This window comes from Vibrio sp. 10N.261.46.E11 (assembly GCF_041472735.1).
In the GTDB taxonomy this organism is placed as follows: Bacteria; Pseudomonadota; Gammaproteobacteria; order Enterobacterales; family Vibrionaceae; genus Vibrio.
The window spans coordinates 53,038-65,767 of record NZ_JBFRQW010000004.1 but is presented as its reverse complement, the minus strand read 5'-3'; the positions used below and the strand labels follow the sequence as shown (position 1 = coordinate 65,767).

Here is a 12,730-nt window from a genome sequence, read left to right as displayed (position 1 = left end):
TTCGCCTTGTATACCTTGTGCCCCCGTTTCACCTTTTAAACCTGCTATATCGCCAACCCATTTACCATCTTGATCGATAACAATGTCACCATTAATTTTAAGCTCAGATAAGTTAGCAATGCCGACTACTGAGCTAGCCATTTCCGCATGATAGGATCGTGGCATGGTATATAATTTTAATTTTGGAGACATTTCTCCATCGTTATCGATATTGATCCCCAAGTACAAATCTGCATTTGCGAAAATAGATGCATCAATCGACAAATCTTCACCGAGGGTGACGCTATAGTTACCATCAATAAATTGGATTGTTTTTTCATTTTTCCAGAGTAGTTGACCATCACTTTTATAGATAGAGAAAACAACTGGCAACGTAGCATCAATCGTTGTTTGACTGTTTGCATCGTACAGAACACCATTGTGATTAAACTCCGCTGCATATGTGGAGCAAGAAATAAATAAAGCGGCGAGTAGGATATTAATATTTTTCATGATAGATCCTATTGGAGTTATTTAACTCTAACTTGGTAATTTACGGAGCTGAGTTCAGCGGTAGGCTTTTCGGAACTTGCGATACTGACAAGTTTAAATAAAGGAGAGCTAGCAACTTGTTTAGGTGGTTCGAAACCTTGTTCATTTTTTGGAACAGAATAAACGGCTTCTGGTGATGGTGTGCCTTGTGTCTGTCCTTCAGTTGGTGAAGAGCCATTTTGCGTCTGTTCTGGGTCTGAACACCCTACTAGAGCCAGGCAAGTGAAAATGTAACTGACGACAATTCTCATAGTGTTTTCCATAACTTTTTCTGGATGACGCATAAATAGAATATGTTATCCAGTACTGTGAATTCCTAAGGTTCACGAGATGCAGTTCACTTTCACGAATCGCGTTATTACGGCTGAAGAGTTTTTAAGCTAGTCAGGCGATACTGTTCTCGTTAACTATTAACATACTTAAGTAAGAAACTTCGTTCTATTACACATTATTACAAGGCGTAAGATCCGAAAGACGAATGAGGGAAAAAGGAAGCGTTTAATCTAGGCTAAATTTAATGTACTTGAGAGGCTGTAAGGCAAGTTTTTGATCACTATAATTTGAAATGAAGTAAGTAAACCAACAGGTGCTATGTTGGTTTACTTAGGGGCTGCTGGTTTAGTCATGGGGCTGCTGGCTTAGTTATGAGGTTTACGAGGCCAGCGGGTTATGCGGCAAGGTTTCTCGAATCTACTTCTAACTTACTGCCTTTAATGATTTGATAATCTTTTATCGCTAACCTAATTCTGCCACGCTTTCTTTCGATAAGATTGGGTACTAAAACACCTTCTGGTTCCAATAACTCCGAAAGTTGCTTACGCGCTCTATATATTTGAATATTAATATGAGTTTCTGCAAGCCCCAGGTCTTTCGTTAGTTGCTCTATTGTTCGCCAACCTTGCATGGGCTCGGCGACATTGTTTTTTAGATCTTCTGCTTTATATCGTGCTAGCAACGCAGTCAAATAATGGTGACTTCGAGCCTGACAGTCGATCGACCTTTGTTCATCTCTGATGGTGAGTTCTGTCAGTTCTTCATCGAGACTGATATTGAAGATATAGCAAAGATTACTGGTTGGTTGTTTTGCAAGACACATTGTTTCTGTGTCTTCAGCCTCAACACTTTTGAATAATTGCCAGGTCTTTTCTGAAAATTTAATCTGTTCACCATCATTTAAGCTGCTGCACAAGTTATTCTCAAAGTGCTCACATTGCCATTCCTGTTTAGCCTGATCATAAAAGACGACTAACTCTGGCGATGTGTCGTTGGGCAAGAAATGATAATGCTCTAGATATATAGGCTTTAGGTCAGGTTCTATGTAAACTTCTTGCTGTGTTGGCAATAAAACGTCTTTTGGAGGCTCAAGACTTTCGATGACGAAAGGGTCTGTTTGCGAACTAGAGAACAAAATTTGATCATTGACGTTGAGTAATTGAGGTCGATTGGGTTCTATCATCTGCCCATTTATTCGCACTCCATTCTGACTGACATCACGGATAAACCAGTGTTTCTGAAACTCTATGATAGCGTGTATTCGAGAAACGTCCGGTAAATTAATAGTGGTGTTGACGGATGATGAAAGCCGGCCAAACTGGTGGAACGCTTTAAGGTGTATCGGGTTTGTAAATCGTTGATTACTTAAATAAGCCATGAGTTTTCTCTCTATTTATGAAACTTTAGATGACGTTGTCTTTAAATAGTATAGCTGTTGGCATAGTGCAGTGTTTCCTCAATAATTAATTCGTCTAGCATTTCGAGTTGCTGTTGGTAACCATTAATACTCTGAGTCAGGTTTTCCATTGCTTGGGTAAGGACACTTTCAACTTGTTCTTTCGTGTCTTCGTTTGTTTGCCATTGGTTTTGGATGTGTGTTATCTCGTCAGTTTGTTCGTTGGAAGTCCAAAGTGATGTCAGCTTCCAACCTGTTTCACGAGCGAGTGGGGGGAAAATAGTATTTGATAACTCGATGAATTTTTTCTCTTGTTCACGTTTGATCTTTAAGGTCGCGATAAGATTTAGGGCATTTACGTAGTTCATTAGTGACTTCCTGATTGCAGATGAAATTGATAGTCCTGGATAGCGGCGCGTTCTAGCTCGCTATAGGACGAAAAGCCAAGTATTGGCCAAAGGTCGTTTGGGTTTTGCGTAAGGCTATTTGGATGTTTGGTTGAAAAAAACCAGTTCCATAACTGTTCTTCATTGATATTGAGGTCAGACAGAGACAGTAAAGGGGTATCGCGTTTAAATGTTATCCGAGATTGGTAGTCGGAATAGCGCTGATTGAGCTTCAACAGATCGATAAGCTCTTCGTCAAAATGCTGGTGGTTTCCACTTAGCCAAGCGAGCAGAGATTCATGGGAAACAAGCGCGTCAAAGTCGTGATTGCTGACTTGTTGTGAGGTTAACCAGTCAGCCAAGTGCTTAAAATCTAAGGCTTGGTCTGTATAGGCCGATTGTCTAAGAGCCATTTCAAGTAAGGCATTTTGTTTATGCTCACCCGAAATGCTTGGATTATGGGAAGATGCGGTTCTCAATGCGCTTTTTCGGGAAATTGCCTGTTGTTTTAACTCCCAAAAGCAACCATCGATCTTGAGTTCTCGATGTAGTTCCTCACTCGTTATTGAATGGGTTGAGAGTTTTCTTTGGTAGTTCAATTGAGAAACTAACCGCTCCCAGGCATCTGTTGGCTTAAAGTGATGCCTAACTTCTGGTGAGAGTGGGAGCAACAGCTTTGGGTACTCAGCAAGTTTTTTTAGAAGAGTAACAGCATCACATTTTTTTATATCTATGTAATTGTTTTCTGTAAACCTACGTAATGATTGAGCCCTATCGTCCCCAAATAAATCCAGAGCATATTCATAAAGCTTAGATAACGTTCGCTTCGGGTAGTGAGGCTGTTTTAATGCCTCTATAATTAGCGCTGACTCTTGTTGGTTTATTATCTGACTCTCGATGGCGTGCTCTAGGGTTGCACGAATGTTCACCATAGGGATCGAGACGTGTGGGTACCCCAGTTCTGCGGGCCCATGAACCAGAGCGACCTCGTCATCGTCTTCCAAAACTCCGTTTATGTAGTCTTCGAAGACTCGACCAGAACCTTGCATCCCAAAGTGGGCTAGCTCGGCTGCTCTTAGAGCTCCCATGCTCGAGCAACCATATACTTTGATGCCTAAAGATAAGGCATAGAGTATTTCTTTGTGCCAGACAGCAGGAACACTTTCGAAGTAACCGTCAATTAAAACGATCACATTCGGTTGGTCGTATGTGGCTAAATAAATGTCTCCTTGCTTGGCGGGGGGCCGACAGTCTGCATTTATAATACGCTTAATGTTAGTCGTAGAGAGGGTCGGGCCGGAAAACACAATGATGTTCATGCTAATTCTCCCGCAGCTAACGAGCCTTTGACAGCTAAAGCTCGCGCTCCCATCTTGTAACCTGGTAACTCTTCAATACCTTCTAATCCAGGAACAATGACACGTACAACAGGGATACGAAATTCACTTTTTTCTAGGTTTACGAAGGCAGCCTGAGTAAGACCGACCTTATTTAGCTTGCTTAAAATGAGTTCAATGTCTTTCGTAAAGCACGTATTGTTCCAAGAGTGGATATCTTTAAAATTTCTTAGCAAACAAGGTTTCATGTTAATTGTTTGCTCCTTCTGCTTGGAATTTAGGCTTAGGTACGCGTTGGCATCGATATCATCTCTCGAACCCGAAATCATGGTTAGACGCGTCTGCGCCGCTTCTGTTAACGCTCTTAACAGGCTGATGGCCTTGCATGGGTGAGTGCCTGAACCGAAAGCTGGATAAGAAGGGCCTTGCCCTTGTGAGTCAGAGATGATTCGGCAGAAGAAACTCGCGAGTTCAATATCTGACGTGATATCCCAAACTTGAACGTCAATACCAGCCAAACGGTATTGTTCGATAATTGCCAGGCAATCCTCATCATCAACGGTATTGAGATCTAGTTGGTTAGTGTGCGGGTCACTTAGGTGTCGTTGCTTTATTCTCCACAATGCTAAGGCATCGCGTTCGATCGTTTCACAGAGCCCGTGTACTATCGCTTCCTCTGTGCTATTGCCGGAAGCCAAACCGTTTGAACTCATAATAAAAGCGCCACTGCCAGTAGGTAATGGAAGCGTATAGTTACAATGAACGACCTCATAAGGGACATACATAGATTGTTGAGTAAACAGCTCAGTTCCTTCCACCCACAGACGTTGTTCATGTTCTGAGAATTGACTAAACGCCAACTTGGGCAAAGCTTCGATATTTAGAACTAAACACTTTTTCGAAAGATGATGAAAATTTGCTAGCTTAAGTGGAAGTTCGATGTGCTCAGCGTGGTAAGTTTCTATTGCTTCCATAGCGCCAGATACTTTTGCTGACATCAAGTCCACCCCTTTTCCTTGAGCGACAGAAATTGCATAGGAGTCAGGACGGCAGACAGTGACGACTGGAATTCCGATACGATCCAGCCCAGTGATGTTTGCTACGCGGGTTATTCCCATCTCTTTAAAGTAAGGAGATATTCTTTTGAAAGTGGTCTCGGGAGAGCACTGGCGATGCGTTCCTTTTAGGTGTTTTTTCTGAGGCATTAATGGTCCTTCAATGACAAAGAGTCGGAGCCAAATGTCCTATTTGGCTCCTTAGCAATTATTCGAATAAAGCAATTACTCGAATAAAGCAATTACTTAAATAAAAGCAATACTCGAACAAAAATAATTATTCGAACAAAACAGTAACTCGCTTCTTATTTAAGGAAGCTCTGCAAGTTTGCAACAGTGCAAACGGTTCCCACGAGTAAGCTTTCTTCCTGCAAATCTTTCGGGTTCACCGCTCCGACTTGTACACCGGCATCACGATAGTATCGAGCTAGTGACTGGGCTGTTAGTGTATTGCTGTTCTGTTTAATAGAGTCTAAATGAGGAACTAAGTCATCTTGGTGTCGATGAATGCTGGCTTTTAACTCATTAAGCGTCTCTTGTAACTCATTGAGGTTCTCATTTGCACCTTCTTCTAGGTTCAAAGCCTCTAGCTGGTCTAGGTCACTTACGCTGAGGTAGTGAACATGATAGGGATAAAACTGATTATCATCTCGGACTAATAAAGGATTGACGTAAGAAACAATATAGATATTTTCAGATACAGGTTCTTTGAGTTGCTTTAGCGCTGATAATGGAATGTGGTCGTTAACAAAACTCGCGACAGGTGCGCTAGAGTTCAACTCAAGTTTACTAATAGGGGAGTCTCTGCCAACGTCCTGTTGGGAGGATTTGTGTAGGGGGGCACGTAGCCTATTGAGCTGCAAAAGACGAAGGTCGAGTAGATATCCAGGTTTTAAATCTGACATATTAATATCAGGCGGACACTGTGCATTGTCTAGGTTCCACGGCACAATTTTAGTCAACGCAGGCCCCATAATATTGATTTGTTGCAGCTTTTGATCTTCCTTTTGAGCCCCAAAAAAGAAGTGATAATCGGTTGAGCTGTAGCACCATTCAATGCGTTTTACCGACTCTGAAGTATAGTCTTCATGATTGATGAGTGTCGCCTGTTGGCCATTTTGTCTGATCACATAAATATCTTGTGAACGCAGAGTCAGTTGACCTTTCTCATCAATGTAAGGGCTCAGTTCTTTTTGAAGTTCTTCTATGGATTGGTTGTTCATATTCTGTCCTTTTAATTATAAATAACCTAGCGCTTGTGCATTTCTCAATGCTTCAAGTATCAGTTGCTGACGATGTTCGTCGTTGTGCCTTTCATTCATTACTTCCTTGAGTGGGCAAACGACGGGGTGGGGAAGTGCGTGCTGGCTGATGTCCAGCAATGTTATAGCGATTTCGATGGTGCGCTCTTGAACGCTATCTGTTATTGCGTCTGACGGTATAAGCGTTAATAGCTCGAGTTCTACGAGTAAAGCTAACCATTGAAGTGGGAATGGAAACTCGTTCGATAGCGCTTTCCAAATATTATTGCTCTTTTGGATGAGAGCTTGGCTGTGAGAAACATCGCCTTGTCTGCAAGCAAGCCAAGATTCATTTGCACAAGCAATAGCAACGTAGTCATCCATCCCAGAGTTTTTTGCGTAGGATAAGGCTTGATCCAAATAACGACGTGTATTCTCAATATCACCTTGCAGTCTAAAAAGTACGGTTAGATAGGCGAGGCAACGGGTTTTAAGTGTTGCATCGGCTTTCTCATTGGCGCTTTTCAACGCCGCTAAAAGGTGGTTTTCTGCTTCCGTATACTGTTGACTAAATAAGTACGTAAATCCTAAGCTAAACAAGCTGTGTGTTTGCAGTTGATGATCGTCAGTTTCTAACGATGTGTTGTAGGCTGTTTGAGCTAAACTGATCTGATTTTTAGTTAGATTGTAACGAGTTCTTCGCAATTCAAATTGTAGCTTTGCATCGTAAAACTGTGCTTGTGAATGTGGATCCGTAAAGTGCTCAAGACACGCTTCAATACTGCAAATTATGCTGCTCATGTTAGGCAATTCGTTACGCCAGTAATGGATATACAATTTAGATAGTTGGACCGTTAACCATGTGTTATACCAACGTGAATCCTTAACCATATGGCTGTTTAACAGAGCTTCTGCCCGGTTATAGCTACCTAGAGCCTTTTCATGTAAATGATGAGTTTCTAGAGATTTACCGTATTTAACGTACAAAATGACGCTGGTTAAAATATCCCCCGCCTTATTTTCATTAAGAGCTTCTAGGTAATAAGAGCGTGCTTCGTCGTGTTTCGCTAAACGGGTCAAGTTATCACCAAGCCCGATAAGAGCAGAGAGTTTGTCAGGATTGGCTCCGTCATTTTTATCAACAAGCAACGATATGTTTAGCGACTTTTCATAATGTCGAATCGCATCGTCTACTATGGAAGCTTTAGCAGCTTGCTCTCCCGCTTTCAAATAGTAGGCCGTCGCTCGTACCGGTGTGTGTGTGTTTGACCAATGATCGCCAATTACTGCTGGGGGATAGTCTGTCCCCTCTTGGTTTTCCATGGCCATTGCGAGTTGCTGGTGAGTGATGTGTTGTGTTGTCGAACTTTCGTAGATGGCATCGCGTATTAGCGCGTGCTTGAATTGATATAGGTTGCCTTCCACACTGCGTTGTTTAAAAACAATATTGCTACGCTGCAGCTCATCTAGGTCAGCTTGGATCTGCCCTATGTTCTTGTCTGAAGCTTGTAGAATTAATGCTTCGCCGAATGTTCGTCCTATAGCGGCTGCTAGTTGGGCGGTATCTTTAGCGAAAGTTAGAGCATTGAGTTTCTGTTGAAGGGTGCCTCTGAGGTTTTCCGGTACTTGTGATTCAGGCTCGGTGACGGTGAAGTCAATACAGCCATTCAGTTTTGTAACCAGGTTGTTTTTCTGTGCATGAAACACCAACTCCTCAAGAAAGAGTGGGTTTCCGTCGCTTCTGGTTGTGAATAATTGCTTCACTTGCTCGCTAACGGCTACGTGATCGAATAAGTGTTCAATCAATTGGTGGCACTCTTCCTGCGTTAGAGATGAAAGTTCAACCTCGTAAGCTTTGGTCGATTTTAGTGTTTTAGGAAGAGGTGTGCGTGAGCTGTTCAGCCAGCGAACGTTTTGGATATTGTGAACTGCTTTTTCAATCAGATAGTGAATAAATTCTAACGTAGTAGCATCAGACCAATGGACATCCTCACAAATAAACAGGCATGAGTCGTGATCGGTTGTGGATCCGTTGCAAATCAAAGACAGAAGGTGATACATGGTTAAAAAGAGATATGACTTCTGTTGGCTAAGAGAAAGGGTTGATATTGCTTGTTGGAATTCTTTTTCACTTTGATGAGACAGTTTTGAATAAGGTTGTAACCAAGCCCAGAGAATGGCTGAGCCTCTTTCTCTTTCTAGCGATGAGAGGGGCAGTGAATCTATTGCCGTTTTGTAGTTATACTCGGCATGTTGACCATTGAGCTCGAAGTACGTAGAAAAAAAGTTGAGCAGGGGGAACAGAGCATTTGTTTGAAACTCAGGTAAACACTGCAGAGAAAACGAACGGGTGCTGTTTAAGCGCTCTTTTAGTTCGAGAAGTAAACGAGACTTACCGATCCCAGCTTCACCGTAAATATGAAAGAGGCGATGTTGGCAGTGGGGCTGGTTTAAACGAAAAAGTTGTTCGAGGGTTATTTGACGACCCACAATAGTGCTGTGTGATTGTGTTTTACGCAGAAATGAGAAAGCTTCAGACAAACGCTCTCCTTTAAGACGATACCCACAAGGTGCCGCGCATGTTGAATCATGGGTAATGGGCTCAAACAAAAGCTGATGGCTCAGCATCTCCCTAAATTGAGGCGAACAGGTGATTTCGCCGGGATGACTATTTCGAGCAAGACTCATCGCTTCGGCTGAAACTCGCCCTTCAGGGATAGCACCATCCATGCTTCGCATCATCCCTTTAGACAAGCCGATTCTAAGTTCGAATTTGAGATTATGCTGTTCTAAGAGTGATGTTTGTTTAGCGTGGAGGTTGCTCCAAATATCGAGCGCTGCTCTGGCGCTGAGTCGGCTATCGTTGTCACTGACCACGGGGTAGCCGAAATAAAATAGCGTAGTATCACCAACGGTAGCTACATGAGTTGCCCCAAAACGAAGTGCGATATCGACACATTGACTGTGATGATCTGATAAAAGCATTTCCGCTATATCTTGCTTGTCGAGTGTCGACTCGCTAGAACCTGTCGTATCTTCAGAAAGAATCAAGCACAGAGCTGTGATTTGCTTTCTCTCCGTGAATTTTGAGTAGTAAGAGGATGATAGTTCCCCTGTTTGTGTCATTGATTCTTGGGTAAATTCTGACGCCTCTGTCGAGACCGAGTGAGAAGCCTTTGGTGCTATGTCGGAAAAATTAAATCGACGAAATTCACGATATAATTCAACGGTGTTACCTGGGCGATCTTGTGCTTTCTTATGAAGTACACGACGAAAAAAATGTGCCGAATGATGTCCCGCGAGGAGGCCTAGCGGGATATTTGCAGCGCTGAGTTGATGATAAAAAATGGATGCAGCACTGTTGCCTTTTATTGCAGGAACACCGGTAAGACACTCTAAAAAAACCAGTCCCCAGGAATAAACGTCAGTTTGAGGTAAAGATGGCTCACCTCTTAATTGTTCTGGGGCACTGTATTTAGGGGTTCCTAAGGTTTCATCATTTAATGTTAATGTTTGGAAATCCGATGTTTTCCCATCACTTTTTAGTGTACTGATCCCAAAATCAAGGATTTTAATGTGTTGTTTCGCCCCTACATTGAAGAGCATTATGTTAGCTGGCTTTATATCTCGATGAATGATACCGAGTTCGTGAGCATGAGCGAGAGCATCCAGTACTGAGGCCATTATCTCTGCGGACTCTGACGGTGTTATTTGGCCATGAGAAGCCAAATAATCCTTCAGTGTTACGCCATCGACAAATTCGTATACGGCGTACAAGATGTAATCACCCTGCTGACCCTTGTCCAGCAGTGATACGATGTTAGGGTGGTTTAAACGACGAACTAAATCACACTCTCGTTTGAAGCGAGCGATTTTTTTTTGTCTTTTCTGAGGGCATTCAGTTTCTGTTAGTGTAAGAAACTTTATCGCGACGATTTTTTGAGTGTTGAGTTGCACCGCTTTATAGACTTTTCCGAACCCACCTTCGCCTATCTGTTCAAGCAATGTGTAATGTTTGGAGTGAAACTGTGCTTCAATTGTGTCCGCGGTTTTTTCTTTTAAGGCCATTTACCTACTCTTGAGATCCATCTCGAGGAACATAAGTCTAGTACTTAAGGAGTGGTAGTGATAGCGATTGTTATTAACTTTCAATGATTCAACGTGATTCATAAGGTAAGGTTTGTGTTTTCGTGACTTAGATTGTATTTTCGCGACTTAGATTGCGTGTTTTCTAGGTTTCTATGAGGGCTTTTACTTACGTGTAAATTGTTAGGTCAGTAAATAGGCCTCCCAGATTGATTGAACGTATTTGTCGACAGTAACAACAGTATTAACCATATCAACAGTATCAAATATATTCTGGGTAGCCTTTTTGTAGTCCGAAGAGCTTTAGAACGTTAATAGATCGTTTTTCTTGACCTAAAGTGGTTATAACCTGTTTCTGGCGGCGAATTTAGTGGGAGTTTCTGATATGGAGCGCTGTACTTTTCTTTCGTTTTTATTAAGCATTGGTAATGCTGTTGGAAATATTCACGCGTTGGGATGGAGCTGTCTTTAAAGCTAATAAATGCCCCTTTAGTCCCACATACGTCAGTATCTCTACATACTTCCATCCAATCCAAAGCGCGATTTACATAATTATAGACAGGGTTATGCTGGCCTTGTTCGACTTCATAAACCTTTTCGTTCCACCAGGTTTGATATTGGATAGTGTATTGAGACGTTGTATAGGGAAAAGCGACTCGTTTGCTGGCTTTTTCGTTCGTGTCGTTAGCATAGAATGGCCCTGAAATTGCGCCTAGAGTCACGTAGCTGAACAACCCCAATGACTCACTCTCTTTACAAATGAGTGTTGAAGTTAAAGATCGGATCAACTGCTCTTTGCCAACGTCGCTCAACCCTTGGTGTGATACGACCTTCGAGGTGATTTTGTGTGGAGCAGGGGAGTCAAAATCAGGAGCAAACGGCTTACTTTTATCTGCAGCTGAAGATAGACGCCTTACATCATACAATGAGTTTCTTGCCCAATGTCCCATTAATGCAGAATCATAGTAATGCTTGCTGTCAGTACCCGTGATTTTAAGCTTTCCTAAAGAGAAGTATTGTTGTACAAAATCTCTAAGTTCCTCTTCGCTACCGTCCCAGTAACCATACATGATGCATGGGTGCTGAAGTTCTTTAAAACATTTCTTTTCAGTAGTCGATGTAGAGGAAATAGCATTGATTTTTAGGTTCGTTCCAACCAATTCTATCGTGTTCTCATCATTAATTGCCGTTTCCCATTGCTCTAAAACACGGAAAGTGGAGTTGTGCCCAGTATTGGCTTCTTTTGTGTTCCAGTGCAGTTCAAAGCGATGAATTTCATCTGGGATCTCGAAGGCACGAACAGTGAACTCCAATACAATGCCGTAGCTCAACGCACCACCACCACGAAGTGCCCACAGGAGATCTGAATTGTGCTCATCGTTAACCACGATAACCTCACCATTCTCTAATAAGACTCTTGCTGCAATTAAAGATTCACAACACATGCCATGTAAGCGAGTCCAAGGGCCCCATCCCCCACCTTGAATGTAACCTGCTAAGCCAACCGTTGCACAAGTTCCATGAGGTATGGTCAATGCCGGGCGCGAATCATTTTCGGTGTCGGCCAAAATAGGGATAAGTTGGTAGAAGCGATAGCCAGCACCAATATAGGCTACGTAACCTTGAGAGTCTTGCTTTACGTCCAGTGTTTTTAGTCCGCTGAGATCGAGCAGCACAACATCATTTCCAGTGCATTCACCTTCGTGATCATGCCCGCCAGATCGTACTTTTACCGGTAAGTTAAATTTAACGGCCAACTGATAAGCGGTGACGACGTCTGACTCACTTTGACACATAACAATCACGGACGGGTAAGCAACAAAACGTGTATTAAAAATAAGTGTTTGGGCTTGATACTGGCTAAGCCCTGGACTTTGGGAGGGGCGAGAGCGATGTGAAACCAAAATCTGTCTTTTATCAACACCAAGTTGGGACAATTCATAGTAATAACGCGCAGCATTGTTTTTGTATATTGCCATGAGGCGCTGTGCTTCTAATAACTGTTCGTGAGGTGTGTCTGATAGCTCGAATTGTGTGTTGATATCGTTCATGACAGTTCCTTATTTGAAGAATGCAGCGACCCTTTGATTGGGTATTGGTCAATGCTTTGCCCTAGCAGCGCTATTGGGAAAGAGCGCCCCATTGGTGTTAAGTCACGTTTAATCAAGCCTTGGCTATCTAAACCGACTTGAACTAAGGTCGGCCTAGTCGATACCGTAGATATATGGTTGAAGAAATGTTCTAAATCCTCTTTGTTAACGTTCATTTCAACACTACTGCTCGTAGCCCCGACACCGCTTATTGCAGCATCATCACCCAAAGCCGCTATATCAAGACCGTCACTCATTTTGATTCCATTCATACTTTTAAAGGTGATTAAAAATGTACAGGAGAAGCTGTTTCATTCAATTACACGGTATTACAC

General features: G+C 42.5%; 10 protein-coding genes. All 10 read right to left on the bottom strand.

All coding sequences use genetic code 11. The features are described 5' to 3' along the window. Positions 1-492: hypothetical protein (locus AB4407_RS02335; protein ID WP_372118223.1), on the bottom strand; the 492-nt coding region annotated here is incomplete at its 3' end. A gap of 17 nt (positions 493-509) precedes the next feature. Continuing rightward, on the bottom strand, positions 510-782 hold the full coding sequence (locus AB4407_RS02330) for a hypothetical protein (RefSeq protein WP_372118221.1): 273 nt from the start codon (positions 780-782) through the stop codon (positions 510-512). A gap of 416 nt (positions 783-1,198) precedes the next feature. Then, positions 1,199-2,182: an FHA domain-containing protein gene (locus AB4407_RS02325; protein WP_372118218.1), complete on the bottom strand. Its 984-nt coding sequence runs from the start codon at positions 2,180-2,182 to the stop codon at positions 1,199-1,201. A 41-nt stretch (positions 2,183-2,223) separates the two neighbouring features. After that, positions 2,224-2,568, bottom strand: a complete 345-nt coding sequence (locus tag AB4407_RS02320) for a hypothetical protein (protein WP_372118215.1) — start codon at positions 2,566-2,568, stop codon at positions 2,224-2,226. Next, positions 2,568-3,905, bottom strand: coding sequence for a TfuA-like protein (locus tag AB4407_RS02315; RefSeq protein ID WP_372118214.1), 1,338 nt, complete (start codon positions 3,903-3,905; stop codon positions 2,568-2,570). Before AB4407_RS02315 ends, AB4407_RS02320 begins: the two co-directional genes overlap by 1 nt. Continuing rightward, positions 3,902-5,128, bottom strand: coding sequence for a YcaO-like family protein (locus tag AB4407_RS02310; protein WP_372118211.1), 1,227 nt, complete (start codon positions 5,126-5,128; stop codon positions 3,902-3,904). Before AB4407_RS02310 ends, AB4407_RS02315 begins: the two co-directional genes overlap by 4 nt. A 155-nt stretch (positions 5,129-5,283) precedes the next feature. Then, a complete protein-coding gene (locus tag AB4407_RS02305; RefSeq protein ID WP_372118209.1) occupies positions 5,284-6,201 on the bottom strand; it encodes a hypothetical protein in 918 nt (305 codons plus the stop codon). Between the two features lie 15 nt (positions 6,202-6,216). After that, the gene (locus tag AB4407_RS02300) at positions 6,217-10,287 is read right to left on the bottom strand and encodes a protein kinase domain-containing protein (RefSeq protein WP_372118206.1); all 4,071 of its coding nucleotides are present in this window, start codon (positions 10,285-10,287) and stop codon (positions 6,217-6,219) included. 329 nt (positions 10,288-10,616) lie between these two features. After that, the gene (locus AB4407_RS02295) at positions 10,617-12,356 is read right to left on the bottom strand and encodes an FAD-dependent oxidoreductase (protein WP_372118203.1); all 1,740 of its coding nucleotides are present in this window, start codon (positions 12,354-12,356) and stop codon (positions 10,617-10,619) included. Further along, the gene (locus AB4407_RS02290) at positions 12,353-12,652 is read right to left on the bottom strand and encodes a hypothetical protein (protein ID WP_372118201.1); all 300 of its coding nucleotides are present in this window, start codon (positions 12,650-12,652) and stop codon (positions 12,353-12,355) included. The genes AB4407_RS02295 and AB4407_RS02290 overlap by 4 nt, the downstream gene beginning before the upstream one ends. Positions 12,653-12,730: the final 78 nt, after the last annotated feature.

What these genes read in the sequence shown, in the direction of transcription:
- AB4407_RS02295 (WP_372118203.1), bottom strand. Translation starts at nt 12,356, where the DNA reads ATGAACGATATCAACACACAATTCGAGCTATCAGACACACCTCACGAA.
- AB4407_RS02330 (WP_372118221.1), bottom strand. Translation starts at nt 782, where the DNA reads ATGAGAATTGTCGTCAGTTACATTTTCACTTGCCTGGCTCTAGTAGGG.
- AB4407_RS02305 (WP_372118209.1), bottom strand. Translation starts at nt 6,201, where the DNA reads ATGAACAACCAATCCATAGAAGAACTTCAAAAAGAACTGAGCCCTTAC.
- AB4407_RS02325 (WP_372118218.1), bottom strand. Translation starts at nt 2,182, where the DNA reads ATGGCTTATTTAAGTAATCAACGATTTACAAACCCGATACACCTTAAA.
- AB4407_RS02300 (WP_372118206.1), bottom strand. Translation starts at nt 10,287, where the DNA reads ATGGCCTTAAAAGAAAAAACCGCGGACACAATTGAAGCACAGTTTCAC.
- AB4407_RS02320 (WP_372118215.1), bottom strand. Translation starts at nt 2,568, where the DNA reads ATGAACTACGTAAATGCCCTAAATCTTATCGCGACCTTAAAGATCAAA.
- AB4407_RS02315 (WP_372118214.1), bottom strand. Translation starts at nt 3,905, where the DNA reads ATGAACATCATTGTGTTTTCCGGCCCGACCCTCTCTACGACTAACATT.
- AB4407_RS02310 (WP_372118211.1), bottom strand. Translation starts at nt 5,128, where the DNA reads ATGCCTCAGAAAAAACACCTAAAAGGAACGCATCGCCAGTGCTCTCCC.
- AB4407_RS02290 (WP_372118201.1), bottom strand. Translation starts at nt 12,652, where the DNA reads ATGAGTGACGGTCTTGATATAGCGGCTTTGGGTGATGATGCTGCAATA.